The following is a 23,980-nucleotide window of genomic DNA, read 5'->3' on the forward strand; positions in this document are numbered from 1 at the left end:
ATGAAACGTATATTAGACAGACAACCTGAGGATCGCAACGGTCAATTGCTCAGAACGATCGCGCTTGCTGTAGAGTCCAAGCGAGAGACTTCGATCGAGTGGCCGCAATGATATTCAACGCACTGGTTTTCTTCACCACGCTGATCGGCATGGAAGTGTTCGCGTTTTTTGCTCATAAATACGTGATGCACGGTTTCGGTTGGGGCTGGCACCGCTCCCACCACGAACCCAGAACCGGCTGGTTTGAAAAAAACGATCTGTACGCAGTGGTGTTCGCGGCGTTTGCCATTGTGTTGATTGCGTTGGGCACACAAGGGATGCACCCGCTGGAATGGATTGGTGCAGGCATGACGGCTTATGGTTTTCTGTATTTTCTGGCGCACGACGGCTTGGTGCACAAGCGCTGGCCGTTGAAATTTGTACCTCGCTCCGGCTATCTCAAGCGCCTATATCAGGCTCACCTGATGCACCACGCGGTGTCTGGAAAAGACCGCTGCGTGTCCTTCGGCTTTCTCTTTGCGCCGTCTACCGCCCGCCTGCGGGCCCAGCTGCGCAAGTTGCACGCGGGGCCGCTTCACAAGGGTGACGAGGACGTTGCCACAGCGTCGCCGGACGCGGCGGCCACGGCTTCGCGCGGCGAGTGAACGCCCGCCAGGCACCCAGACTGATCAGGCGTAATTTATCCAGCTTCGAGGTCGAGACCCGCACGTCCCATGCCCGCGCGCCGGCGGCATCGACCTTGACGCCGATCTCGCGATATACCCCGCCGGCCGTGGCGACCGCCCATGCCGAACGTCCGCTGAGCGCTGCCATGCCGGCCTCGGCGCTGGCGTAAAACGGTTCGGCCAGTACCACCAGACGTTGCGCCAGCACGGCCACGCTTTGACGATATTGCGGCTCGGCAAGCCGCTCGCGCGGTATCCCCAGCTCTGCCAGCCAATCGGCCGGTAAGTAGCAGCGCCCTACGCCAGCGTCTTCAATAATATCGCGGGCAATATTGGTCAGCTGGAATGCCATGCCCAGGTCGCAAGCGCGGTCAAGAGTGGGCTCGTCGCGGACGTTCATCACCTGCGCCATCATCAACCCGACCACGCCGGCTACGTGGTAGCAATACTCCAGCGTATCTTCGATCCTGAGGTATTCGCGCAGATGCACATCCATCGCAAAACCGGCGAGATGGTCCATCGCATAGACCTGACGAATGCCATGGCGCTCGACCACCTCTTTGAACGCGGCAAAGGCCGGCGCCGACACCGGGCGACCGGCATACACGTCCTGAGTTTGCGCAACCAGATCGTCCAGGCGCTGCTGCGCCAGCCCGGCATCCAGCACTGTCGCCGAGTGGCCGGCCTCCTGACCATCAATCACGTCATCACAATGTCGGCACCACGCGTACAGCATCACCGCACTTCGCCGGGTCGCGGGATCAAACAGACGCGACGCCGCTGCAAAGCTCTTCGAGCCGACCGTGATGCTTTGCGTGGCGTGGTCCAGAAGCGTCTGCTGATCGCTCATCGCTGCAAGTCTCCCAGCATCAGCCCGGCGGTTGCCTTGGCGGAGCCGATCACCCCCGGCACGCCGGCGCCAGGATGCGTGCCCGCGCCCACCAGGTAGACGTTGCCCAGGCTCGCGTCGCGGTTGTGTGGGCGGAACCAGGCGCTTTGCCGCAGGATCGGTTCCAGCGAAAACGCCGAACCCAAATGCGCGTTCAGCTCGTCGCGGAAATCATTGGGCGTGAAGATGCGGCTGGTAACCAGATCTTCACGCAGGCCAGGCATGTAATGCTTTTCCAGGTAGGCAAAAATCCGGTCGCGGTAGCGCGGCCCTTCTACTTCCCAGTCGATCGGCGCGTTACCCAGATGCGGCACCGGCGACAGCACGTAATGGCTGGAGCAGCCCGGCGGCGCGAGGCTTGGATCGGTGATGCACGGCGCATGCAGGTACAGTGAAAAGTCCTCGGCCAGTGCCTCGCCCTGGAAAATCTCGCTAATCAACTCGCGATAGCGCGGGCCAAAGCAGACGGTGTGATGTTGCAACTGCGGCTGCGGCCGCTTGAGCCCGAAATGGATGACGAACAGCGAGTTGCTGAAGCGTTTGCCCTTGAGCCGCGCACTTTCCTTTTGCCCGCGCGGATGATCACCCAACAGCGTCGCATACGTGTGGATGACATCGGCATTCGAGGCGACGCTGTCTGCTTGAAATTGCCGACCGTCCTGCAGACGCACACCCGTGGCGCGGTCGCCGCTGACTTCGATTTTGGCCACGTCGGCGTTCAGTTCGACCCGCCCACCGATGTCCTCAAACAGCTTGACCATGCCCTGCACCAGCGCGCCTGTGCCGCCCTTGGGAAACCACACACCCCACTCGCGTTCCAGCGCGTGGATGAGGGTATAGATCGACGACGTCGCGAACGGATTGCCCCCCACCAGCAACGAGTGAAAGGAAAACGCCTGGCGCAATTTGTCGTCCTCGATGAACTGCGACACCATCGAATACACGCTGCGCCAGGCTTGCAGTCTGGCCAGTTGCGGCCCGGCCTGGACCATGTCGCGAAAGGACAGGAACGGCACGGCACCGAGCTTCAGATAACCTTCCTGAAACACCGCTTTCGAATACGCCAGAAAACGCTGATAGCCGGCGACGTCATTGGGGTTCATCGCATGAATCTGGCGGTCCAGCGAGGCCTGGTCATTGCCGTAATCGAACGACGTGCCATCCTCCCAGCACAGCCGATAAAACGGCGAAACCGGCAGCAGCTCGACGTAATCCTTGATCGATTTGCCCGCCGCGCTGAACAACTCTTCGATCGCGCTCGGATCGGTGATCACCGTAGGCCCGGCATCGAACGTGAATCCCTGATCGTGATAAACGTAAGCTCGGCCACCGGGTTTGTCGCGCTTCTCCAGCAACGTGGTCTGCACACCGGCTGCCTGCAGACGGATCGCCAGCGCCAGCCCGCCAAAACCCGCGCCAATCACGATTGCAGTCTTTTGCTCAGTCATCGGAAGTTCTCATAATGCCGGGGCCGAAGCCGGAAAGCGGCGTGCACGGCTTCACCGACCGGAACCGGTGGCTTGCCCGTGAGCACTCGAAGTTTGTCGCGCAGTGAACTGTCGCCCGCATAAAACCGCTCGATCAGCCCTTCAGACAATCCGTAGAAACGCTGCATGACTTGCCAGCGATCCTGTGGGCGCCCGGCCAGAAACAGCATGCGGTTGAGCAACCGATAGAAGCCCTGGCGCTGCCATTGCTGCCGGGCGCATTCACGCATGCCACTGGCGAGCGAGTCGGCGTCGAGTGATCGCTGCGTGGCGACCCAGTCCGCCAGGCGCACCGCGTGTGGCAACGAATAGCCCGTGGTGCAGTGGAATAATCCGGCGCGCAGACCGGAGCGCGGCTGGCCCTGAGCCTCATCCCAGAACGCCTCGAAATCGCCCGCCAGCGTGATCGGCAAAACGCCCTGCTCTTCGCGCAAACAGGCGGCGACGGACCAGCCCTGCTGACGCACATAGTCGGCGATGTGCTGGCGCAGCTGCTCATGGGACAGCGATTGGCGGTCAACATAATGGGTGTCTTCGACGAGCACGGTGTCGGCGGAAAACGGCAACACGTAAACAAATCGATAGCCGTCGCCCTGCGCGACACGCGCGTCCATGATGATCGGCGACGTCAAGCCGTGGGGCGCGTGCAAGCGCAGTAATTGCCCGAGAAAGGCCTGTTTGCCCAACACCATGTGAGCACTCGGCTGTACGCCGCGACCGTCAATAACGGCAGCGGCCTCAAGGGTTTCACCGTTTTCCAGCACCACGCTGCGTGGGCTGATTTTGGCGATACGCTGGCCGGTCCGCAGGTCCGCGCCCAGCGCCTGCTCGATCACCGCGGCAAAACGTTCGGAGGTGATGCTGGCGTAGCCGCTGTTCATGCGCCGGGAACGTGCAGGGAAATGCACGTAATAGCTGGGCCAGGTTTTGACAATCAGCGGCGTGATCCATCGATGCTGTGCGGCACTGAGGTCGCCGTGATGGAAAGACCAAGTGTGATTACCGCCCAGTTTCGGTTGTTCTTCAATGCACAGCACGCGCAGGTCTGGCCGGGTCTGTTTGAGGCGCCAGGCAATCAGTCCATTGGCCAGACCGCCACCGGCGAGAATCAGGTCGTGGCTCATATCACTTCTCCGGTCCACACGGGCTGGCCGCTGCGGATCGCCACCTCGACGATGCTGGCCGCGCGCGTCACGCCACCAGCGGTGTGAATATCGGCCGCCAGCCAGTTGAGTGGCTCCGGCGGATGGGCGAGCAAGCCCTGCAAATGGCGGCTTATGGTCGAAGCACCCGCTCGACGATTCACGCTCACACCGGCGCCGCTGTAGTTGACCCGCGCCGCAACGCCAGGCTGATCGAAGGCGATGGGCATCACCAGCATCGGCGTGCGCGCCAAAATTGCATCCATCACCGTGTTCAGACCGCCATGGGTCACGACCGCATCCGCCTGCTGCAGCGCCCATTGCTGGGGCGCGAAATCCGTGACCCAGGTCGCGCCCTGGCGCTGCAACGTCTGCTCCTGAGCACTGGTCAATCTGCCGCAATGGGCGATCAACAGCTGTGCGTCGATGCGTCGGCAGGCCTTGGCAATTTGCTTGAACATGCCCAGCCGCCCGCCTTGCATCGTCCCCAGACTAGCGAAGACAAATGGCCGGTCTGCTTCGATGGGCCAGTCGCCAGACGTCTCGGACGACAGCGCCCGCAACGGGCCAACGGCATGAAAATGCGCCGGCCTGTGTTGGCGCGGGAAATCGAAGCTGTCGGTGGTCTGGCTGATCTGTGCCAGCGGCGACAGGTAATGATGCACGCCATCGCGAGGCGGGATCGACAGTTGTTTCGAGGCCTGATGCAGGACGTCGCGCAACGGCCTCATGAACCAGTCATGCACCTGGCGGCTGCCGTCGTAAATGCGCTGGCTGCGTTCGTCGGTGGCGTAGGCAAACGGCATCACCGGCAACGGCAGCTTTGGTTCGCGGTTGATCGGCAACGCACAGGCCACCGATATAAAGGGCAGCCCTAGCCCCTCGGCGACCAGGCCACCGGCCGCCTCCATCTGATCGCAGAGCATTGCGTCGATGCCCTCGCCTGCCAATGCCGCGGGCAGTTCGGCACACAGCATCGCCGTGCTGTCACACAGGTCACGGATTACCCGGCGCAAACCCAGCGGACTGCCCGGATTCGCCGCGCGGCGCAATTGGCGTTCGAGACTGCCGGGCGGATGACTGCCGGCGCCCAGTGCGCGGAAGCCGATACGTGGATCGGTAAGCCAGTGGCGCGTGTCGGCCTGCTGGAAAAAAGTGACACGGTGCCCCCGATCCAGCAACTCCCCGCTCAGCGTCTGAAGGGCCTGGAAGTGGCTATAAAAACCGGGAGCGATCACTGCAAAATGGCTCATGGCTGCAAATCACCCAGGTTCAAAGGCGCCAGCAACCGGGCGTGACGTAACGCCTTGAGATCAGATGAGCCGGTGCAGAAACAGGCAATGCGCAGCTGACGGATGACAATGTCGAAGTGCTCGATGACGGCCGCCGTGGACAGTGTCGCGTCATGCAGAACACCCGCCGCCTGCCCCACCAGATCCGCGCCCATGCGAATGGCTTTTGCCGCATCGACACCGTTACGAATGCCACCCGAAGCAATTAAAGTTACATCCGGCAATACTTTTCGAACCATCGCCAGACTGTTCACCGTTGGAATGCCCCAATCGGCGAAGGCCATGGCCACTTCCCGATCCGCCGGCAGCGCGGCCCGTTCCGCCTCGACAGCTGCCCAACTCGTGCCGCCGCAGCCGGCGACGTCTATCACGCGCACGCCGGCCTGGACCAATGCCACTGCCACGTCTGCGGACAACCCGGCCCCAACTTCCTTGACGATCACCGGTACGCCAACACTGTCGACGGTTCGGCGGATGGCCTCCAGCACCCCGCGCCAATCCTTGTCGCCTTCAGTCTGGACGGCTTCCTGCAGCGGGTTCAGATGAATGATCAGCGCGTTGGCTTGCAAATTGTCGACGGCACGCCGAGCCAGATCCATTCCGTCTTTTTCCAGCAATTGCGCGGCACCGATGTTGCTCAGCAACGCGATGTCCGGCGCCAGTCGACGCAGTTCGCGGGTCAGGCCCTGATCATTACCGCTGCGCAGACCGACCCGCTGGGAGCCCACTCCCATGGCAATCCCTAGCGCCTGCGCGGCTTCGGCCAGATGGCGGTTGATCGCGGTGGCGCGCTCTGCGCCGCCGGTCATGGAGCTGATCAGCAGCGGCGCGCGCAATTCAATTCCGAGCAGATTGCTGCGCAAATCGATCGCAGCCATGTCCAGATCCGGCAATGCGCAGTGCTCGAACCGGACCGCCTCGAGGCCATTGCTGACGGCATGGGCACCGCCCTGTCGGCCCAACACGATGTCCAGATGATCGTCCTTGCGCCGACTCAGGTCGCTTTTATTCATGGCTACTCCATTTACTCGGATCAATTTAGTCCGGACGCGGTCTGCTGATTGAGTAGTGTTGTACAAAGATCCTGCTAATGTACAGGTTATGTACAAGGCAACTTGAATCTTGAGGCATCCTGAGGCGTAACTCGTTCCGTGATAATCAGCACATTAGCAGTGAAGCAGATAGACTTTTCAGCGTACTCAGCAAGGTGGAAGCGGTGATGACAGTGAATTCAGGCTCGGGCATTGATAACGGCTTCGTCGAGCACCTCGCCGCATTGCGGGCAGCGATCGATTGCCGCTTGCAGCAATTGCTGCCAGATGCTGGCAACGAGAGCAATCTGATCACCCATGCCATGCGCGAAAGCACCTTGGCGCCGGGCAAGCGCATGCGCCCGATCCTGTTGTTGCTCGCAGCTGAAGGCCTGGGGCACAAGGGCAATCAGGCGCTTGACCTGGGTTGCGCCGTGGAAATGGTGCATGCCGCCTCGCTGGTGCTCGATGACATGCCCTGCATGGACGATGCACGATTGCGCCGTGGTCGTCCTACCGTACACCTGCAATTCGGTCAGGACGTGGCGATACTCACCGCCGTAGCGTTATTAAGCCGGGCGTTCGGCGTAGTTGCCGCGATTGAAGGCCTGGCGCCGGACATCAGGACGCAACTGGTGGGGGTCATGGCTAACGCGGTGGGCACCCAGGGCCTGGTACTGGGCCAGTTTCAAGACCTGCGCGACGGCCAGAAAAGCCGCGACGCCGAACAGATTGCCCTGACCAACAGCCTGAAAACCGGTGTGCTGTTCGGCGCCATCATGGACATGGCGTGGCTGGTAGGCAGCGCCGATCAGCAAATCCGTCCGCTGCTGCAAAGCTTCGCCATGGAACTGGGCCAGGCGTTTCAACTGTACGACGACTTACAGGACAAATGCGTCGACAACAACAAGGATCAGGACAAGGACAAAGGCAAATCCACCTTCGTCTCGCTGTACGGTGAGCAACGTGTTACCGAGCGTTTGCGCGCTCATCTGGCGAACGCCGAACAGCACCTGTATCAGGTTTATGGCGGTTCGCCGATGATCGGCAGTTACATGAAGATGATTTTCTGGAACGCCGCTGTTAGCCGGTGATGACGTTCACTGCACCAGTTTTTCGACGTTCTGACGCAATATCGCGGCGTCGGTAAAGCGCTGTTCGCGGGTCACTTTGCCATTGTTCAGCACCAGCCATTGCACGCTCTCGCGGTCGCCGTCATAACGCGACGCAACCCGCCCATCCTGATCGAGCATGATCCGGTACTTGGCCGAACGCATTGCCGGCACCGCCACCAGTTTCACCAGCGATGGCATTTTCTCGATGTCGGCGACGTACACCACATGTCGCGCTTCCAGATAACCGGCCGGCTGGTCTTTCAACGCTGCATCCAGCAACTTTGCCGCCGCCATGCTACGAGCGATCAAAAGCACCTGCGCGTCATCGCTGAGGGTGTACGCCTGTTCATGCTGGTCGAGCAGCGTCCATTTCACCACTGGTTTTGCGGCCTCATCGGCCACGGCAGAGAAGGCAAACAAACTGAACACAAGTGCTGCGAACCGCATAGACAGATCCTTTTCAAGGGAAGAAGGTTTTGGCCGATATCAATAATGCGGCTAACCGTACGCGTTGCCGCGCTGATCGGGAAGTGCAATATATCCGCATATCGGACTGCACCGTGGTGACCGTTGTCACGTTTCCTGGAGGTAGCCAATTCTGCGGACGAACCTTTTGTATGAATGAAGGCTTCACAGATTCGGCGTATGGTCAGCGATATTTAGCATCTGTACGCGGCCACTTGCGAACCGCCCTTGCCAAGGAAGACACATGATTATCTCTTCAACATCCACAAACGCCGCGATGTCCGCTTACACCTCTGCGGTCGACAACCGTTCCGCGACCCGTGCGCGGCAGGCCGCTGTCGAGGATGATCAGGCACAAACGCAAAACAATGATTCGGTGAGCCTTTCCACTACGTCGACCGCTTACAGCAACTCGATTGGCGGTAACGCGCCGTTCTTCCCGGTTCGTCCCGGAATGAACGCCGACGCACTGGTGTTGGGCGTATCCGCACCCGGTGCCGTTTCCAGCTCCAAGGACAAGACGTTCGCCGAAGTGGCCACCGATGCGCGCAAACGTATGGATGAGAAATACGCGCTGATGAACGCCAGCGGCAAACCGTTCACCGACAGCGATGAAGACCGTAATGCGCTGATGGGCGATCTGGATCGACGCTCGCTGAACGCCGTGGCTACCAATCAGGGCGGCACCTTCACTGCGCAGGAACAAGCCTCGGCCCAGGCCTTGATGCGCCAACAGGCGCGGCTCGCCACCGGCTACTACAGCGGACCGGTCGATCAGCAGAAAAACTGGAAAGATCCGTTTGCCGATGATCCATATGCACGCGCCAGCGCCGCGCTGGACTTCATGAACAACATGAGTCCGGAAGAGAAAGCCAGCCCCGAGTGGCTGTCTCAGCATCAGACGCTGGAGGCCGCACTGAACCAAAGTACCAGCCTGGCCCCTACCGAGAAAAAGTCCGGGCATTTCCCCAATCTGGCGGAAATCCTCGCCGGTGTCGTGACGCAACCTGAGCAGGAGCAGAACAGTTCAGGCAAAAATGCAGACCCGAGTGTTCAGGTGATGAAAAAACTGCAATCGCTGATTTCGTAATCCTGTTGTCCGCTGATCACATTTGAATGCAGACCGGTGCATCGGTCTGCATTCAGGGTTAGCCCTTCACCGCCGCCTCAATCGCTGCGACATCAATCTTGCCCATCTGCATCATGGCCTCGAACGCGCGTTTCGCCACCGCCGGATCGGGGTCGTTGATCGCGGTGGTTAGCACGCGCGGTGTGATCTGCCACGACAGCCCCCACTTGTCCCGGCACCAGCCGCAGGCACTTTCCTGGCCACCGTTGCCGACAATCGCGTTCCATAAACGGTCGGTCTCCGCCTGGTCGTCGGTTGCCACCTGAAATGAAAACGCCTCGCTGTGGGTGAACGCAGGGCCACCGTTGAGCCCGAGACACGGGATGCCCATCACCGTGAATTCCACCGTCAACACATCGCCTTGCTTGCCCGCCGGATAATCACTGGGCGCGTGCATGATCCTGCCGACTGCACTGTCCGCAAACGTCTGCGCGTAAAACTTCGCCGCATCCAGCGCGTCGCCGTTGTACCAGAGACAAATCGTGTTTTTGCTGATCATCGTGATGCTCCAGAACTGAACTTGAAGCGTTCAGTCTAGTGGCGGTTGCGGGGTGAGAATTTCGGGCCGTTGAACGGTCTAGACCTCACGGCGCCCGGTGCCCTCGCGATCGCCTGGGTAGCTGCGGGCGAGCGGAAACGCAGGCAGCCAGGATTCGCGACGCACGGTCCAGCTTTCGTACGTGGGGGTCAATTGGTCAGGGGCATCCAGGCAGCCCAGGTTGATTTCGATTTCATCGACGCTGCGGTTGAATACCGAGGAGCCGCAGCGAGGACAGAAATGCCTTCCCGCGTAGTCGCGGGTGTCACCGGTGATCGTCACTGCATTCTCAGGAAATATCGCCGAGGCATGGAACAGCGCTCCGTGGAATTTGCGGCAATCAAGGCAGTGGCATAGTCCTACACGGTATGGCTGAGCAGACGCTTCGATACGTACATCGCCACAGAGGCAGCCACCGGTGATGGTTTGCATGCTTGTCTTCCTCTCTATCGTATTCCGGGTCTTCGGTAAAAATAGACTGTTCAGTAGCCGGGATCGAAGTGAGTGAATCTCCACTGGTCGCGCAAACTTGCTCTATAGACGCAATACAACTAGATTTGAATCCATAGATTCAGAAGCGAGATTTGATATGGCCGTTGCTCTTCAGGAAAAAGCCTTCTCCAAAAGCCAGTGTGTGGCCGGCTTGCGCGCAGCCGTGGGTATTCTGGAAAAGTGGACCGCTTCCAGTGACCAAGCCTGCCGCATCCTGCGCATCTCCCGCAGCACGTACACCCGCGCCCGACAACGCGACCCGGACTGGGAAGTTGCTCTGGACGCTGATCAAATGCAGCGCATCAGTTTTGTCCTCAACATCCATGCCGCCCTTCGCCTGGTGTTCGATAATCCGGACAACGTGTACGGCTTCCCTTCGATGGTCAACAACAACGAATTTTTCAATGGCCGCAGCCCACTGGAGATCATGGCGCAGGGCGATATGGTCTCCCTGTACGAAACCTTCCGGCGCATTGACGTGTTGCGTGGCGCGCAGTGGTAGCGCTGAATGATCTGTCAGAGTCTGCCGGCAAGCGCATACAGGCTTATCGACTGGTCAACTCGAAGTTTCCGCCTATCGCGCTCTTTGACGACGTCGCTGATGCGGATGAATTCGAAGTGCTGTATCAAATCCAGGAATTGACCAACCCCAGACTGAAAAATGAACTGGGTCGCCTCGAGCTGATTCCTCGACGCGAGATTCCATTCGGCATTCCCGGCTGCTCTTACGCCATAGCGCCCTTCACCCACGTCAACCCGGGGGGCTCACGCTTCAGCGACGGCAGCTTCGGCGTGTTGTACCTGGCCGATACCCTGGAAACGGCGCTCGCCGAAGTTCGTCATCATCAAAGCCTCTATTGGTCCAACGTCCCCAGCCTCAACTACGAACGCTTTGTGTTTCGTGGGCTGTCATGCTCTTTCTCGGATAAAGGCATGAGAGACGCCGCAACGATTGCGATCACAGACCCGATTTACGACCCCGACGATTACAGCTATTCCCGCCTGCTGGGAACGCTGATCAAAAAAGCACGCTGCCCGGGCATTCGCTATCACTCGGTGCGAATGCCGGGCGGTTACTGCTGGGCGCTGATGACACCTAAAGTGGTGTTATCGGTGATTCAGACAGCGCACTACGAGATGGTCTGGAATGGTCAGTTGACTAGCGTGAGTGAGATAAGTGAGGCGTGAAGGTTCGGATTTGGGTAGCGATTACCAGCTGCCGTATGGGATGCCGTATTTTTCTATGTAGCGCTTCGCTTTTTCACTGACTGGGTAGGCGTACTGTCCCTGACTTTTCCCTTGGTCCGGGCCGAGCGGTTCAATTTCTGCTTGGGCGCGGGCAACTTTGATCGACTTCATACAAGCGTCCGCCACGCGTACCTCCACAATTCCACCGGGGGCAAGACCAACGTAGACCAGAGCTAGCGAATTGAGTCCGTTTTGGGGGCTGGATGGACAAAGTTGGGTCACTGAGGCCTGCATGATTTGTCGCGCTTCTTCCGGAATATCGACCCATGCTCGGTAAGTCTGAGGTTCCACGATGGACTGCCAGCGGACATAAATACGCTTGGGTAGATCGGCCCCCACTACCTCACGAATGCTGCCAGTAACGTTCTCGCCCCATCCACGCGCAGACTCTGTGCCGTTCTCCGGCTCCCCTCCCGACGCCCTTCCGCCACCAGTGCGATGGAACACCTTGCCATTGATATCTTCAACAGCACTGTCTTCCACCCAGGCTTTCATAAAGAACGGCTCGTTGAAGCTGAGGCTCCATTGCGCAGTGCTCGGGTTTACCTGCGAGCCAGACTCTACTGTCGCTTGGCAGCCCGTGGCAATCAGCGCAGCCAGCAAGATAACTACTACACGCATCAAAATAATTTCCAGTTTGAGTCAGATACATGGGGATGACGGACGCGGACTCCGTTATTAGTCGGTGCGTTGGTATATCGGAGAGTCAAACCTCGTTCGCGACTTCCGCCGATCGGATTACTCCAGTTAGCGGACATGTGGATGTACTTCAGCTTCAGTAGTCGATCCTCATCCGCCGTCGGTTCGTAGTGGCCGGAAAGCACTTTTTCACAAAAAGGTTGTAGCTCCTCGGGAACGGCATATACAGAGCTGGCAGGAATGTCGTCAAACTGTACGCCCTTCTCCCTTGCCAGTTTATGCATCAAGTGCAGGTACACCCTCGACAATTCGCCCCGCACCCGCCGCTTGAGCTGCAGGCCTGCATAGCTTCTCAGTTTCCTGACTTCCATACGATCGAGTTCAACCGGTAAGGCTGAAGGCGTCGGAGTTACGACCTCGAGCATTTCTTCCGGCCAGCCGGCCGTTATCCATTGAGCCTTCTCCCGCTGGGCATGTCGATAAATGGAGGTTGTGCGAATATCCTCACCTTTTGCAATAGTCAATGCTTGCATCGGACTTACAAGAACACATTCTTCAACCTCATCCCTGTATCCCCCACCAAGATCGGAATGCACACCGGGCAAGATAATTTCCTGGTGAGTTGGAGATACTTTACTCAGTGCGAAATTTGCGCGCTTCTCGTCACGAGCAACTAACTGTACGACGTCATTGAAGTATCTCCGATCGAGATACAACTTCACACCCGGAGCTACCGGACTTTGTATGTTTCCCAGATTAGTAATGCCCGCGATCGAGGGAACGGTGTCAAACAGCCCAATAAAACCCACCATGACTTCCGTGTTGTACTGCCCAGTAAAACCAGGCCAAAAACCGCTGGAGTTGCAGCGTATTATTTCGCCCAACGGCCCTTGCATGCATCGTATGATTTCGTTTGCAAAGTGCCTTGCCGCAGCCGCGCCGCGACTAAAACCAAAAGTATCAAATATTACCGAGCCCAATTCGACGCCCGGATTTTGCCCAACAAATTCATTGATGAGCATTTTCATTCTTGAGAAAGCTAGCTGAACCTTAGCCGTCACGCCGGTATTACCTCTCCCCGTAGCCGCATTCGAAAGGCTATCCATCTCTCCTGTTTCCGAACCGATACCGTCGATATACAAGCTGCGCAAAACTAATTTATTTGAAGCGTCCCCTTGCAATTCTTTCGATGCTGGATAGAGGTCAAACAATTTAGCTACATTACTCACATCATTCCCATAGCTCCCCTCCGGATCCGCCATATACGGCTTGCAGCTCGCATCGACATCTTCGGGGCGGATGGGGTGGTGGGCGCCGCACAGCAGGCCTGAGGCCGAGTTGTTGGCGTTGTTTAGCGTGCCGTCGAAGAACACGCCGATGCGTAACGCGACGCGGATTTTTTCTTTCGCGGCGGCGGGTGCCTTGCCGTGTTTTTCATATTCGGCCCAGCGCTCGGCGTGGATGTCGACGGGCTTGGCTTCGTCGTATCGGTAGTTTTTCGGGGGGTTGGGGACGTATCCACTCATTCCTTGATCACCTGCTCCTTGGTAACGGGCGCAGAGAGTGTCATTGCTCAGGCGATCAGGCAACGCCTAGCCACAGGCCATCATCGGTGGATGGCCAGGTTCATCCAGACATTGCTGGCGTTGATAGTCACCATCAACTCAATGAAGTTCTCATAAAAATTGCGCGGCGTAACATCGCATCCATACCAACCAATAACACCCCGGAGCACACCATCATGAAACGCCAACTCTTCGTCAGTATTGCTTTCTCGGTTCTTGCAGCTAACGCTTTCGCCGCTACCTCTGCTCACCCGGTTGTCGCCGAAGGTGGCTCCGATCGTCTGATCGAACGCCGCGTTGCTGAAGGTGGCTCGGATCGCCTTATCGAACGCCGCGTTGCCGAAGGTGGTTCCGATCGCCTGATCGAACGCCGCGTTGCTGAAGGTGGCTCCGATCGCCTGATCGAACGCCGCGTTGCCGAAGGTGGTTCCGACCGGCTGATCGAAAGCCGCAATGTATGAGTGAATACGTGCGCAGCAACACCGAACGAAGCCCGGCTAAACAGTCGGGCTTTTTTTATGTGCATGTGAAAAGCTCACTGGACGACCGGTCAGAAAAACCTTCGAACGTCATCGTCACCGCGCCTTCAAAGAAGTAAGCACAGCACCCGCGCTGCGCACAGGAGCGATCATGAATAACGACAATTACCTGCAAGGTGGTACGGGCAGCGAAGAACCGGTCCCCGTGTCCAATCCGGAGAATCCGGGGCATCACGATGAAGGTACCAATGTCGACGATCACGTACCGCTCGACCCGAATGACGACAGCCCGGTCGAAGACGAACTGGCGGGTCGCTAAAATCGTTCAAGGCTCATGCGACGTCATCGCCTGAGCCTGCCACAGCGCTCTGAACGGTCCATCGCGCTTGAGCAGGTCTTCCGGCATACCGTCTTCAACAATTTCCCCCTCATGCAGCACGATCACCCGGTCGAAATTGGCGATGGTCGATAACCGGTGGGCGATTGCCAGCACCGTTCGCCCGTGCATCAACGCGGTCAGTGCGGTGCGAATCACCGACTCGGTCTGCGAGTCCAGCGCGGAAGTCGCCTCGTCCAGCACCAGAATCGGTGCGTTCTTGAGAAACGCCCGCGCCAGCCCGAGACGCTGGCGCTGGCCGCCGGAAAGCATCGCCCCGCGCTCACCGATCAGCGTCGAATAACCATGCGGCAAGGCCCGGATGAACACGTCGCAGTAGGCTTGTTTCGCGGCGTCCATCACTTGCTCTTCAGTGGCTTTCGGCTGACCGTAGGCGATGTTTTCGAAGATGCTGCGGTTGAACAGCGCCGCCTCCTGGGGCACCACGGCGATTTGCCGGCGCAAACTGTTCTGGCTCACCGTACGGATGTCGCGGTCATCGATCAGGATGATGCCGCTGCGTACGTCATCCAGGCGTTGCAGCAAATTGATCAGGGTGGATTTGCCCGCGCCGGAAGTGCCGACCACCCCCACTGTCTGCCCCGCCGGAATGTCCAGAAACAGGTGTTTGAATACCTCCCGACCATCCGGATAGCTGTAGCTCACATCGATGAATTTTATGCTGCCGCGGGTTGCCTGCATCTCCTCCGGCGCGTCGGACAAGGCATGCGGTTGCACGATGATGCGCAGGGTTTCAGAGATATCGCCGAGCTGCTGCGAGGTGTCGACCAACGCCAGCGCCAAGTCTCGGGAGCCGTGGAGGATGCGAAAGGTCAGCGCGCTGATCATCACCACGTCGCCGGCGGTAATGCCGGCCTCGCGCCACAGGCTGATTGCCCAGATGAGCATGCCGCCCGCCATCACCGACAGAAAAATATCGTGCAGCACGCGGGCCTTTTCCAGATAGATCCAGCTGCGTCGCTGGGCCTTGGCTTCGACGCCGATGGCGCGTTCCAGCCGCTGCCGTTCGCGGTTGCGCGCGGAGAACGCTTTGATCGTCCAGACATTGGAAACCAGGTCAACAATTTCGCCGCCGACCCGCGCCGATTGCGAGGCAAAATCGATGTGCCGTTTACGCCCGCGAATCCCGAAAAACGTGATCAGCAGGCCGACGACAAAAACGCAGCCGATCAATGCGCCGGCCATGCCGATGCTCACCGTGGAGAGCACAATCACGGCGCCGAGAAAATCCACGCACGGCGGAATGATCTTCCACGCCAACCCCCCGTAAATCGACCCGGCGGCCGCGCCAGCCGAGGAAATCCGGTTGGCCAGAGCCCCGGCGAAATGCTGGGAAAAATAGCGCATGGGGTGGCCGGTCAAGTGACTGAACAGGTCGACCCGCAAGTCTGCGCAACTGGCGACTACGGTGCGACAGCCGAGCCATCCACCCAGCCGCCAGAAAATATTCTCCAGCACGATCAAACCGATAAACAGTGTGAACGGAAACCAGATGTGCGCGCTGGCCCGATCTCCCAGGGTCATGACGTCCACCAGCAATTTCATGCCGTATTGCACGGCAACTGCGCAGCTCGCGGCGCCCACGACCAGAAAGAGCATCCCGCCAAAATGCCAGGGACGTCGAAGCACATAGCGCCATAAAAACGCTACCGGTTGATCGGGCAACTGTTGTTCTTCGACTTCCTCTTCACGGTCCATGGTCGTCCGCACCGGGGGGAGTGAAACGTTGCGTCAGTTGTTGCAGCGCCAGGGCAAGCGGATGGCAGGCCGCACGTTGGCCTTCGCCATCGGCGTAACCGAACAGGCCGGCCGGGCAATAGCGGTCGTTGTCCCAACCGGGGTAATCGAGAATCGGGTACCAGCAAATGCCTTCAATCGGCACACCGCGACGTATTGCCAGTTCAACCTGCTCGCTGACATACGCCAGCCACGGCACACGCTCTTCGCCTTCTGCACCGGTTTCCGAGATGAACATCGGCCGTCGATAGCGTTGATGCACCTCGCTGAGCATGCCCGCCAGCGGTCGATATTGTGGCGCATCGCGGAGGATTTTCGGGCCGTTGAGAATCCACTGGTTATGCGGGTAGTAATTGATCCCGATGATGTCCAGATAAGACTCCTGCCCGCCCAGACCCGGCCACTGCCTGCCGGTGAGCAATTCCCAGGCATCGAACTGTGACTGGCGATAATCCTCGGCAGCGTTCACCTGATCGATACGGTGCGAACCGGCAATCACGTTGATCAACGGTTCACACTGCACAAACCGTGCGGTCGGCGCCTGTTCGCGGATCGCTTCGATGGCGGCGATGCTCGCACGCACCAGTTGATGCTTGAGCTCCAGGCCGCGTCCTTGTGCCGATGGATTGAAATACCCGACTGCCCCGCCCGCCCAACTCCAGAACGAAATTTCGTTCAGCGGCGAATAGAACGGCACCTCAATACCCTCCTCCCTGACCAGTCGCGCAACCGCCCCACAGAACTTCGCAAAACGTTCGACGAACGCCGGGCGCCAGATGTCCAGGTCATCGGGGTAACCGTAGTGACACAGGTCCCAGATCACCTGCAGATCGCACGCCTGCGCCGCTCGAAGCATCGGCAGGAAACTGCTCCAGTCGTAATGCCCCGGACGCGTCTCGATCAAGTGCCAGCGCAAACCATCGCGGACACTGCGAATGCCGGTCGCCGCCAGTTGCCGATAGTCACTCTGCACCCACCGCGCATGGCCGGTAGACGTTGAAAGGTCCAGCCGCCGCCCGTCGTTGCGGCGATGGGAGGAGCATTCGTAGCCGCCCAACAGAAAACTGTTGAACGTCCCGGGCGCCGTCATGAGGCCCGGGCCGGCTCGGCGGCGATCATGACTCCACTCCATCGGCCGGCACATTCGCCTCGGTGGCTGCTTCAGCGATGCGTTGATAAAGTGCCAACGCCTGGCCGACTACCTGATCCATGTTGTAGTACTTGTAGGTCCCCAGCCGACCGAGAAAAGTCACGTTCGGCGTGGTGTCGGCCAGCGCCTTGTAGCGCTTGTACAACTCGGCATTCTCCGGACGCGGCACTGGGTAATAGGGATCGCCGTCCGCACAGGGATATTCGTAACTGATGCTGGTCAGCGGGTGGGTTTGCCCGGTCAGGTGTTTGTATTCGGTGATGCGCGTATAGGGCACCGCTTCGTCGGGATAGTTGACCACCGACACCGGCTGAAACTGCGCCTGATTGAGCGTTTCGTGCTGAAATTTCAACGAGCGGTATGGCAGCTTGCCGAAGCAATAATCGTAATACTCATCGACCGGACCGCTGTAGACGAGGTGGTCGTAGCTGACCTGATCGCGCACACCGATGAAGTCGGTGCTCAGCAGGATGTCGATGTTCGGGTGTTCGAGCATGCGTTCGAACATGCGCGTGTAGCCGTCCAGCGGCATCATTTGAAAGGTGTCACCGAAATAGCGATCGTCACTGTTAGTGCGGGTCGGCACGCGCGAGGTCACCGATTTGTCGAGGTCCGACGGATCGAGGCCCCATTGTTTGCGCGTGTAACCACGGAAAAACATTTCATAGAGTTCCCGACCGACCTGGTTGATCACCACATCTTCCGAGGTACGAATGCTCTCCACCGGTTGCGCACGGCTGGCCAGAAATTCGGCGGCTTGTGGCTCGGTCATGTTCAAGCCATACAACGTGTTGAGTGTTGTCAGGTTGATGGGGATGGGCACCAGGTGCTCAGACACCTGCGCCAGCACACGATGTTCATACGGGCGCCATTCGGTAAATTTCGATAGGTACTGAACGATCCGCTCGGCATTGGTGTGGAAGATGTGCGGACCGTATCGATGAACCATGACGCCGGCCTCATCGAAATGGTCATAGGCGTTGCCACCAATGTGCTCGCGCCGATCAATCAGCAGGACTCGTTTACCGAGGCCACCCGCCAGACGCTCAGCCAGAACGCTGCCGGCAAATCCGGCACCCACGATCAGGTAGTCGTAGCGTTTCGCAGCGGAGCCGTCGATGGCAGATTGCAGGGTTATCTCAGGCATTCGATCTGCTCCTTCATCACGGCGCAGGTCTTGTCCCATGACATGCCGTCGAGGACGGTGTCGATGCGTTGGGTGAACGCTGCGGTGTCGCTGTCATCGGTCAGAATGCTCTCGATGGCAGCGATGAATTCAGTCGCCGACGCGGCGATTTTTACCACGCCGCTGTCGCCGTAAGTGCGCACGACATCAGTGATGGGTGTGGAGACCACGGCGCATCCGCCTGCGAGGTATTCCGGTGTTTTGGTGGGGCTGATGAAGCGAGTCGATTCGTTCAGGGCGAACGGCATCAGCGCAACATCCCAACCGGCCAGGTACGCCGGCAACTGCGAATAATCCTTGCTGCCCAGATAATGAATATTGGGATAACGCGGCAGCATCGCCGGGTCGATCTTGACCACCGGACCGATTAATACGATTTGCCATTGCGGCCGCTGGCGGGCCAGTTCGTCCACCAATGCGACGTCGAAGCGCTCGTCGATGACGCCAAAAAAGCCGAGCCGTGGGTGGGCAATATCGGCTTGATCGGCCGGTTCTAAAAGGGACTGACGCGCCGTACTGAAATGCTTGAGGTCAACACTGCTGGGCACGGCATGCGCGTTTGCGTGAAGTTTGCGCTTGGCTTCCCAAAGGCTGTAACCACCGGTGAATACCACGTCGGCCCGATTCATCAACTGCCGCTCTTTCTCCACCAGTTCCCGGGGCGCGCCTTTGAAGGCGGACAGTTCATCCATGCAGTCGAAAATGGTGACCTGCCCTTCGAGGTGCGAGGTGAAATCCAGACTCATCGGCGTCAGGTACCACAACAACAATTGCGACGGCGCCTGGACTGCCAGGTAGTCGTCGAGCAATTGCCGCTGGGTAGCGTTGATTTGCTGCGGATCGAGGCCGCCGCGAATGTGCGGCACGAGGACAGTCACACCCTCGGCCGGTTGCGACTGTTCAAGCCAGGCGCTGTCGTTGGCATCGTGAATCGGCTCTTCAAAAAACAGCACATCGTAGTCTTTGGCCAGGCGCGACATCACATGTTGCGGGCGCTGATAAACAAAACCCCAGCGCAAGTGCGACAGGCACAACAGTACAGGACGCAAAGACAGCGCGAGGTGCGGATCGGTGGACAGGGAAGTCGGTGTCAGTTGCGAGTCAGGTTGCTCAAGAAGATTCATAAAAATTTCCTTTCGGTCATTGCCAAAACAAAATTCGAAGCAGAGTAACCACCTGACTTCGACGCTAACCCATGCGACTGAAGAGCAGACTCCGTGATTGGCTATCACCTTCTGCACGCTTCTAAGGTTTTGAGGCACTGCGTATCGCCAGCGTTCAAAAGCCTTTTGTTTAAAGCGGATGAAGGGTATGTACCGGTCGCACTAATTCTCTGAACTAGTCGGATACGCCGACCCCATAACTACAAGCGACGCAACTTTGCTCGCCTCGGAATGAGGGTGGGATCATGATTTTGGTGACCGGAGGTGCTGGCTATATCGGGGCCCACGTATGCGTGGAACTACTGCGCAAAGGCAACGATGTCTTGATACTGGACAACCTGTGCAACAGCTCGCGAGTTGCGATAGAACGAGTCGCCGCAATCGCCGGTGCGCGACCGGGCTTCATTAAGGGTGATGTGCGCAATCGCGCGCTGCTCGAGCGGATTTTTGATGATTACCCCATCGATGCCGTAGTGCATTGCGCCGGCCTGAAAGCCGTGGGCGAGAGCGTGCGCGAACCATTGCGTTATTTCGAAACCAATGTCAGCGGCAGCGTGACGTTATGCCAGGCGATGGCGAATGCTGGCGTGCACACGTTGTTGTTCAGCTCCTCGGCGACCGTCTATGGCGATTGTGCGCAGATGCCGATCGACGAAGCCTGTGTGCCGGGTCAGCCGGCCAACCCTTACGGCCATTCAAAACTCATGGCCGAGCATGTCATGACCAGCATTGCCCGGTCGGATGAACGTTGGTCGGTGGGTCTGTTGCGTTACTTCAATCCGATCGGCGCGCATCGCAGCGGCGGTCTGGGTGAAGCGCCGACCAATACACCGAATAATCTGCTGCCGTATCTGTTGCAGGTAGCCACCGGAGAGCGCGCGGCGCTGAATGTGTTTGGTGATGATTACGCCACGCCCGATGGCACCGGTGTACGCGACTATATCCATGTGATGGACCTGGCGGCGGGACATCTCAAAGCGCTGGATTACCTGCAGAGCAAAACGGGCGTGCATGTGTGGAACCTCGGCACAGGGTGCGGTTATTCGGTACTTGAAGTGGTGCGCGCGTTCGAGCGCATTTCCGGGGTGCCCGTTCCCTTGAACTACAGCCCTCGGCGCAGTGGCGACATTGCTCAATGCTGGGCCGACCCGGGCAAGGCCGAGCGTCAGCTGGGCTGGCGTGCGACACGGGATCTGGATGAAATGTTGAGGGATGCCTGGCGCTGGCAGTGCCAGAATCCCAAAGGTTACGAAGCGGCAGCGTTGGTGAGCTAACCGATAAACCTGTCGCAGCCTGCGCCAGCTGCTACGAAGTGCGGGGTTGTACGGCCTCCAAAACGAATCAAGCCCCGCACTGGCAGGGCTTGAAAGGTGTCACGCGGCATTAAGACTTACGCGCGCCACCGCCGGAGCTTTGACCTCCTTTTTTGCCTGCTTCCGAGGCTTTTTGCTTGTCGTCGGCGAAGTTGCCGCCGCGACCGCTGCCCTGTCCGCCGCTACCCGAAGCGCCACCCGAAGCCTGGCCGCCTTTCTTGCCGGCTTCAGAAGCTTTCTGCTTGTCATCGGCGAAGTTTCCGGTGTTTTTGTTTCCGGTATTAGCCATTTTCGTTCACCTCTACATTGCTGGAATCGAGCACGGGGCTCGTTCAATTCCGAGAGGTGCAGCAAGCCGAAAGTTTGATCGAAATGCACGCGTTACGACGAGCGGGCACCGCTTTCGATTCCACTTTAGCCCAGTGACGTATCGAGGAACATCATCACACCGAAGCCAAGCATCAAACCCAAGGTCGCGGGTGTTTCATGACCGTTACGGTGGGTCTCGGGAATTACCTCGTGGGACACCACGAAAATCATCGCGCCAGCCGCCAGACCCAATGCCACGGGGTAGCCCAACGCAAAACCCGACGAAACGCCCAGCCCGATAATTGCGCCCAAAGGCTCCATCAGCCCGGACCCTATGGCGACCAATGCCGCACGAATCGAAGAGATACCCGTAACCCGCAGCGCCAGCGCAATGGCCAGGCCTTCCGGAATGTCCTGAATGGCAATCGCAGTCGTCAGCGGCAGCCCGACTTTCATGTCACCGTCGGCGAAGCTGACACCAATGGCCATGCCTTCCGGCAGGTTATGCAGAGTAATCGCCAGCACAAACAACCACACCCGGTTGAGCCGCTGGACATCCGGCCCACGGCGACCACTTTTCTGGTGTTCATGGGGGACAAAACGGTCGAGACCGACCATCAGCGCCACACCCAACGCCATACCAAATACCACGACCGCAGCCGCAATCATCTTGTTGCCGGTGATGGATTCAGCCGCCGCAATACCAGGGAGAATCAACGAAAAAGAACTCGCCGCCAGCATCATGCCGGCGGCAAAGCCGAGCATGGTGTCCTGGGTGCGCACAGCCACGTCGCGCAGCACCAACGCCAATGTCGCGCCCAGCGCTGTCGCGCCAAAACCTGCCGCGCCACCGAGCATGGCGTAGCGCAGCACTTGCGGGTTTGATTCGGTCAATGCGCTATAACCGCTAAAGAGCAACAGCAGTGTGACGACAATCAAGGTTAACCAGAACAGAACGCCCGGCCAGCTACCGCTCTTGGCCATTTCGAGCCATGAACGCGATGGATGTGCACCAGACGAAGCTGGATCCGACATAAAACCTCCTACCGACCGTTTGCCCGTTTGTTGCTTGTTCGTAAACCGCGCGCCTGAGTTTGCCGGGTTATGCGCTGGGCCTCTTGTTCAAATGACCTGGCGGTCGCGTTGAACAGACCCGAAACATCTTCAACGAAATTGACGGACAGACCTCTGGATTTTGCAACCATTGCTTCTCACCTCTATCAACTGTAGCAACTTAAAGGCACCGCACGCCTTATCGGCGTGCGGTGAACGCAGTGACGCTTTACACATCGGGTTTGACCAGCAACCCGGAGCCGATATCAGCACCGGTCATTGGGTCACTGTCGGGGTCGGACATCGTGCGGGCCTTCATGTCCATCAACAGTTCTTCTTCATCGGCACTCAACTCGACACTGGCCGTGCCATCACCGCCATCAACGGCCGGCATTGGGTCTTCGACAAATTCCCAATCGTCGCCCTGATTCCACGGCCCGCGAGTGCTGCCTTCGCCCTGGGACATGTTGTAGTAGACGTTGGTGAACTCCGGATTGCCGGGCAATTTGCCTTGGGGGAAGTTCGGCTGGATCGAGTGCAGCGCTTTCTCGAAGGACAGTTGATGCGCGATCTCACGGGTCATGAGAAAGCCCAGCGCTTCTTTCACGCCGGGGTCATCGGTGACGTTCATCAAGCGTTCGTAGACAATCTTCGCGCGGGACTCGGCGGCAATGTTGGAACGCATGTCCGCGGTAGGCTCGCCAATGGTATCGATGTAAGCCGCCGACCACGGCACACCGGCCGAGTTGGTCAGTGGCGCACCGGCGCCATACAGGATCTGGGTGATGTGCGAGTCGTTGCCCGCGCCGTTGATGGCACGGTATAGCTCGCCCTCTTCTTCCACGCCTTCAGCCAAACGGCCTTTTGCGCCCTTGTTGAGCATGACGATGATCGAACCCACGATCTCAAGGTGACTGAGTTCTTCGGTGGCGATGTCCATCAGCAAATCTTTCCTGCCTGGATCATCTTCGGCCAACGCCTGGGTGAAGTAGCGGGAGGCGGCTGCCAGCTCACCTTGTGCCCCGCCAAATTGTTCGAGCAACAGGTTAGCCAACCCTGGGTTGGGTTGAGCCACCCTCACGGTGTATTGAAGTCGCTTGTTATGTAAAAACATGACTGGATCTCCTCAGGCCTAAAGGCGCCGATACTCATCCGGGGATGGCTCGAATGCGGCACCCACAGTTATCTGAAGCACGGTCCCGTTTGAAAATTTTAAAAAAATTGGCGCCTCGCGACGAGCGGCATGAAACCCCGATTTAACGCCCGGTCGTCGGCGCGCTACTGCGTGCGCTCAAACTTTCTACAGCGCCGATTCGTCTATATTGCACCCGGAGCGGATCTGGTCTTTGTAGCAGCTGGCGCAGCCTGCGTCCGGCTGCGAAGCAATCGTAAACCGGTCAACGCGGGGAATCAGGACAACCGTGATCTCTGGACTTACGACTGCTTCGCAGCCGGACGCAGGCTGCGCCAGCTGCTACAGAATCGTGGTTATCACT

The 23,980-nt window shown here is 58.7% G+C and carries 25 protein-coding genes and 1 pseudogene; 9 read left to right on the forward strand and 17 right to left on the reverse strand.

What is annotated here, in order from left to right; genetic code table 11:
• Positions 1 to 107 precede the first annotated feature (107 nt).
• Positions 108 to 644 carry a sterol desaturase family protein gene (locus tag DU29_RS1000000131640; RefSeq protein WP_028622929.1) on the forward strand — a complete coding sequence of 179 codons (537 nt, stop codon included), beginning with the start codon at positions 108 to 110 and terminating at the stop codon, positions 642 to 644.
• Here DU29_RS1000000131640 and DU29_RS0118035 read toward each other — a convergent pair.
• From DU29_RS0118035 to fni, 5 genes are read right to left on the reverse strand one after another with little or no spacing between them, the layout of a single operon-like run.
• Positions 526 to 1,515 (reverse strand): phytoene/squalene synthase family protein, encoded by a 990-nt coding sequence (locus DU29_RS0118035; protein WP_028622930.1) that lies wholly within the window; start codon positions 1,513 to 1,515, stop codon positions 526 to 528. The two genes, DU29_RS1000000131640 and DU29_RS0118035, sit on opposite strands and share 119 nt — an antisense overlap.
• On the reverse strand, positions 1,512 to 3,002 hold the full coding sequence (locus DU29_RS0118040; RefSeq protein ID WP_028622931.1) for a phytoene desaturase: 1,491 nt from the start codon (positions 3,000 to 3,002) through the stop codon (positions 1,512 to 1,514). Before DU29_RS0118040 ends, DU29_RS0118035 begins: the two co-directional genes overlap by 4 nt.
• Complete coding sequence (crtY, locus tag DU29_RS0118045; protein ID WP_028622932.1) at positions 2,999 to 4,165, reverse strand: lycopene beta-cyclase CrtY; 1,167 nt, start codon at positions 4,163 to 4,165, stop codon at positions 2,999 to 3,001. Before crtY ends, DU29_RS0118040 begins: the two co-directional genes overlap by 4 nt.
• Complete coding sequence (locus DU29_RS0118050) at positions 4,162 to 5,436, reverse strand: glycosyltransferase (protein WP_028622933.1); 1,275 nt, start codon at positions 5,434 to 5,436, stop codon at positions 4,162 to 4,164. The genes crtY and DU29_RS0118050 overlap by 4 nt, the downstream gene beginning before the upstream one ends.
• Complete coding sequence (fni, locus tag DU29_RS0118055; protein WP_028622934.1) at positions 5,433 to 6,488, reverse strand: type 2 isopentenyl-diphosphate Delta-isomerase; 1,056 nt, start codon at positions 6,486 to 6,488, stop codon at positions 5,433 to 5,435. Before fni ends, DU29_RS0118050 begins: the two co-directional genes overlap by 4 nt.
• Before the next feature lie 206 nt (positions 6,489 to 6,694).
• Between fni and DU29_RS0118060 the strand changes: the two genes are divergently transcribed.
• Positions 6,695 to 7,600 carry a polyprenyl synthetase family protein gene (locus DU29_RS0118060; protein WP_033050677.1) on the forward strand — a complete coding sequence of 302 codons (906 nt, stop codon included), beginning with the start codon at positions 6,695 to 6,697 and terminating at the stop codon, positions 7,598 to 7,600.
• Between the two features lie 6 nt (positions 7,601 to 7,606).
• Here DU29_RS0118060 and DU29_RS0118065 read toward each other — a convergent pair whose 3' ends face one another.
• Entirely contained in the window at positions 7,607 to 8,068 is a 462-nt protein-coding gene (locus tag DU29_RS0118065; RefSeq protein ID WP_028622936.1) for a hypothetical protein, read from the reverse strand.
• A gap of 262 nt (positions 8,069 to 8,330) precedes the next feature.
• On the opposite strand from DU29_RS0118065, the gene DU29_RS0118070 reads away from it, so the two are divergent.
• Complete coding sequence (locus DU29_RS0118070) at positions 8,331 to 9,176, forward strand: hypothetical protein (protein WP_028622937.1); 846 nt, start codon at positions 8,331 to 8,333, stop codon at positions 9,174 to 9,176.
• Between the two features lie 58 nt (positions 9,177 to 9,234).
• Here DU29_RS0118070 and DU29_RS0118075 read toward each other — a convergent pair whose 3' ends face one another.
• Together DU29_RS0118075 and DU29_RS0118080 are read right to left on the reverse strand one after the other, a co-directional pair.
• Positions 9,235 to 9,714 (reverse strand): VOC family protein, encoded by a 480-nt coding sequence (locus DU29_RS0118075; RefSeq protein WP_028622938.1) that lies wholly within the window; start codon positions 9,712 to 9,714, stop codon positions 9,235 to 9,237.
• 78 nt (positions 9,715 to 9,792) lie between these two features.
• Entirely contained in the window at positions 9,793 to 10,185 is a 393-nt protein-coding gene (locus DU29_RS0118080) for a GFA family protein (RefSeq protein ID WP_028622939.1), read from the reverse strand.
• 157 nt (positions 10,186 to 10,342) lie between these two features.
• On the opposite strand from DU29_RS0118080, the gene DU29_RS0118085 reads away from it, so the two are divergent.
• Positions 10,343 to 10,747: a hypothetical protein gene (locus DU29_RS0118085; RefSeq protein WP_028622940.1), complete on the forward strand. Its 405-nt coding sequence runs from the start codon at positions 10,343 to 10,345 to the stop codon at positions 10,745 to 10,747.
• Positions 10,741 to 11,433, forward strand: coding sequence for an RES family NAD+ phosphorylase (locus DU29_RS0118090; protein WP_028622941.1), 693 nt, complete (start codon positions 10,741 to 10,743; stop codon positions 11,431 to 11,433). Before DU29_RS0118085 ends, DU29_RS0118090 begins: the two co-directional genes overlap by 7 nt.
• Positions 11,434 to 11,454: 21 nt before the next feature.
• Here the strand turns inward: DU29_RS0118090 and DU29_RS0118095 are convergent, their stop codons facing one another.
• Positions 11,455 to 12,114 (reverse strand): DUF2931 family protein, encoded by a 660-nt coding sequence (locus DU29_RS0118095; RefSeq protein ID WP_028622942.1) that lies wholly within the window; start codon positions 12,112 to 12,114, stop codon positions 11,455 to 11,457.
• Positions 12,114 to 13,658, reverse strand: coding sequence for a phospholipase effector Tle1 domain-containing protein (locus tag DU29_RS0118100; protein WP_028622943.1), 1,545 nt, complete (start codon positions 13,656 to 13,658; stop codon positions 12,114 to 12,116). Before DU29_RS0118100 ends, DU29_RS0118095 begins: the two co-directional genes overlap by 1 nt.
• A gap of 215 nt (positions 13,659 to 13,873) precedes the next feature.
• Between DU29_RS0118100 and DU29_RS0118105 the strand changes: the two are divergent.
• Positions 13,874 to 14,149, forward strand: a pseudogene (locus DU29_RS0118105) (hypothetical protein); the annotation flags it as partial.
• A gap of 178 nt (positions 14,150 to 14,327) precedes the next feature.
• Positions 14,328 to 14,495, forward strand: coding sequence for a hypothetical protein (locus DU29_RS1000000132855; protein ID WP_161781298.1), 168 nt, complete (start codon positions 14,328 to 14,330; stop codon positions 14,493 to 14,495).
• Positions 14,496 to 14,501: 6 nt separating this feature from the next.
• Here the strand turns inward: DU29_RS1000000132855 and DU29_RS0118120 are convergent, their stop codons facing one another.
• From DU29_RS0118120 to DU29_RS0118135, 4 genes are read right to left on the reverse strand one after another with little or no spacing between them, the layout of a single operon-like run.
• Entirely contained in the window at positions 14,502 to 16,271 is a 1,770-nt protein-coding gene (locus DU29_RS0118120) for an ABC transporter ATP-binding protein (RefSeq protein WP_028622945.1), read from the reverse strand.
• Entirely contained in the window at positions 16,261 to 17,400 is a 1,140-nt protein-coding gene (locus tag DU29_RS0118125; RefSeq protein ID WP_028622946.1) for a beta-glucosidase, read from the reverse strand. The genes DU29_RS0118120 and DU29_RS0118125 overlap by 11 nt, the downstream gene beginning before the upstream one ends.
• A gap of 25 nt (positions 17,401 to 17,425) precedes the next feature.
• Positions 17,426 to 18,607 carry a UDP-galactopyranose mutase gene (gene glf, locus DU29_RS0118130; RefSeq protein WP_028622947.1) on the reverse strand — a complete coding sequence of 394 codons (1,182 nt, stop codon included), beginning with the start codon at positions 18,605 to 18,607 and terminating at the stop codon, positions 17,426 to 17,428.
• Positions 18,595 to 19,770 carry a glycosyltransferase family 1 protein gene (locus DU29_RS0118135; protein WP_028622948.1) on the reverse strand — a complete coding sequence of 392 codons (1,176 nt, stop codon included), beginning with the start codon at positions 19,768 to 19,770 and terminating at the stop codon, positions 18,595 to 18,597. The genes glf and DU29_RS0118135 overlap by 13 nt, the downstream gene beginning before the upstream one ends.
• A 284-nt stretch (positions 19,771 to 20,054) precedes the next feature.
• Between DU29_RS0118135 and galE the strand changes: the two genes are divergently transcribed.
• Complete coding sequence (galE, locus tag DU29_RS0118140) at positions 20,055 to 21,083, forward strand: UDP-glucose 4-epimerase GalE (protein ID WP_028622949.1); 1,029 nt, start codon at positions 20,055 to 20,057, stop codon at positions 21,081 to 21,083.
• Positions 21,084 to 21,192: 109 nt separating this feature from the next.
• On the opposite strand, the gene DU29_RS0118145 is transcribed toward galE, so the two are convergent.
• The 3 genes from DU29_RS0118145 to DU29_RS0118155 form a co-directional block, all read right to left on the reverse strand.
• Positions 21,193 to 21,411 carry a KGG domain-containing protein gene (locus tag DU29_RS0118145; protein WP_028622950.1) on the reverse strand — a complete coding sequence of 73 codons (219 nt, stop codon included), beginning with the start codon at positions 21,409 to 21,411 and terminating at the stop codon, positions 21,193 to 21,195.
• Between the two features lie 125 nt (positions 21,412 to 21,536).
• Positions 21,537 to 22,415, reverse strand: a complete 879-nt coding sequence (locus tag DU29_RS0118150) for a ZIP family metal transporter (RefSeq protein ID WP_236645628.1) — start codon at positions 22,413 to 22,415, stop codon at positions 21,537 to 21,539.
• A gap of 298 nt (positions 22,416 to 22,713) precedes the next feature.
• On the reverse strand, positions 22,714 to 23,598 hold the full coding sequence (locus DU29_RS0118155; protein WP_028622952.1) for a manganese catalase family protein: 885 nt from the start codon (positions 23,596 to 23,598) through the stop codon (positions 22,714 to 22,716).
• Positions 23,599 to 23,727: 129 nt separating this feature from the next.
• On the opposite strand from DU29_RS0118155, the gene DU29_RS1000000133350 reads away from it, so the two are divergent.
• Positions 23,728 to 23,980, forward strand: a 253-nt coding sequence (locus tag DU29_RS1000000133350) for a hypothetical protein (RefSeq protein ID WP_236645627.1), incomplete at its 3' end; no start/stop codon positions are given.

This window comes from Pseudomonas sp. Ant30-3 (assembly GCF_000690905.1).
Lineage (GTDB): Bacteria > Pseudomonadota > Gammaproteobacteria > Pseudomonadales > Pseudomonadaceae > Aquipseudomonas.

What these genes read in the sequence shown, in the direction of transcription:
- DU29_RS0118150 (WP_236645628.1), bottom strand. Translation starts at nt 22,415, where the DNA reads ATGGCCAAGAGCGGTAGCTGGCCGGGCGTTCTGTTCTGGTTAACCTTG.
- DU29_RS0118065 (WP_028622936.1), bottom strand. Translation starts at nt 8,068, where the DNA reads ATGCGGTTCGCAGCACTTGTGTTCAGTTTGTTTGCCTTCTCTGCCGTG.
- DU29_RS0118035 (WP_028622930.1), bottom strand. Translation starts at nt 1,515, where the DNA reads ATGAGCGATCAGCAGACGCTTCTGGACCACGCCACGCAAAGCATCACG.
- DU29_RS0118040 (WP_028622931.1), bottom strand. Translation starts at nt 3,002, where the DNA reads ATGACTGAGCAAAAGACTGCAATCGTGATTGGCGCGGGTTTTGGCGGG.
- DU29_RS0118085 (WP_028622940.1), top strand. Translation starts at nt 10,343, where the DNA reads ATGGCCGTTGCTCTTCAGGAAAAAGCCTTCTCCAAAAGCCAGTGTGTG.
- DU29_RS0118125 (WP_028622946.1), bottom strand. Translation starts at nt 17,400, where the DNA reads ATGACGGCGCCCGGGACGTTCAACAGTTTTCTGTTGGGCGGCTACGAA.
- DU29_RS0118135 (WP_028622948.1), bottom strand. Translation starts at nt 19,770, where the DNA reads ATGAATCTTCTTGAGCAACCTGACTCGCAACTGACACCGACTTCCCTG.
- DU29_RS0118120 (WP_028622945.1), bottom strand. Translation starts at nt 16,271, where the DNA reads ATGGACCGTGAAGAGGAAGTCGAAGAACAACAGTTGCCCGATCAACCG.
- DU29_RS1000000131640 (WP_028622929.1), top strand. Translation starts at nt 108, where the DNA reads ATGATATTCAACGCACTGGTTTTCTTCACCACGCTGATCGGCATGGAA.
- DU29_RS0118060 (WP_033050677.1), top strand. Translation starts at nt 6,695, where the DNA reads ATGACAGTGAATTCAGGCTCGGGCATTGATAACGGCTTCGTCGAGCAC.
- fni (WP_028622934.1), bottom strand. Translation starts at nt 6,488, where the DNA reads ATGAATAAAAGCGACCTGAGTCGGCGCAAGGACGATCATCTGGACATC.
- DU29_RS0118145 (WP_028622950.1), bottom strand. Translation starts at nt 21,411, where the DNA reads ATGGCTAATACCGGAAACAAAAACACCGGAAACTTCGCCGATGACAAG.
- DU29_RS0118155 (WP_028622952.1), bottom strand. Translation starts at nt 23,598, where the DNA reads ATGTTTTTACATAACAAGCGACTTCAATACACCGTGAGGGTGGCTCAA.
- DU29_RS1000000132855 (WP_161781298.1), top strand. Translation starts at nt 14,328, where the DNA reads ATGAATAACGACAATTACCTGCAAGGTGGTACGGGCAGCGAAGAACCG.
- DU29_RS0118095 (WP_028622942.1), bottom strand. Translation starts at nt 12,114, where the DNA reads ATGCGTGTAGTAGTTATCTTGCTGGCTGCGCTGATTGCCACGGGCTGC.
- crtY (WP_028622932.1), bottom strand. Translation starts at nt 4,165, where the DNA reads ATGAGCCACGACCTGATTCTCGCCGGTGGCGGTCTGGCCAATGGACTG.
- DU29_RS0118075 (WP_028622938.1), bottom strand. Translation starts at nt 9,714, where the DNA reads ATGATCAGCAAAAACACGATTTGTCTCTGGTACAACGGCGACGCGCTG.
- DU29_RS0118100 (WP_028622943.1), bottom strand. Translation starts at nt 13,658, where the DNA reads ATGAGTGGATACGTCCCCAACCCCCCGAAAAACTACCGATACGACGAA.
- DU29_RS0118050 (WP_028622933.1), bottom strand. Translation starts at nt 5,436, where the DNA reads ATGAGCCATTTTGCAGTGATCGCTCCCGGTTTTTATAGCCACTTCCAG.
- glf (WP_028622947.1), bottom strand. Translation starts at nt 18,607, where the DNA reads ATGCCTGAGATAACCCTGCAATCTGCCATCGACGGCTCCGCTGCGAAA.
- DU29_RS0118080 (WP_028622939.1), bottom strand. Translation starts at nt 10,185, where the DNA reads ATGCAAACCATCACCGGTGGCTGCCTCTGTGGCGATGTACGTATCGAA.
- galE (WP_028622949.1), top strand. Translation starts at nt 20,055, where the DNA reads ATGATTTTGGTGACCGGAGGTGCTGGCTATATCGGGGCCCACGTATGC.
- DU29_RS0118070 (WP_028622937.1), top strand. Translation starts at nt 8,331, where the DNA reads ATGATTATCTCTTCAACATCCACAAACGCCGCGATGTCCGCTTACACC.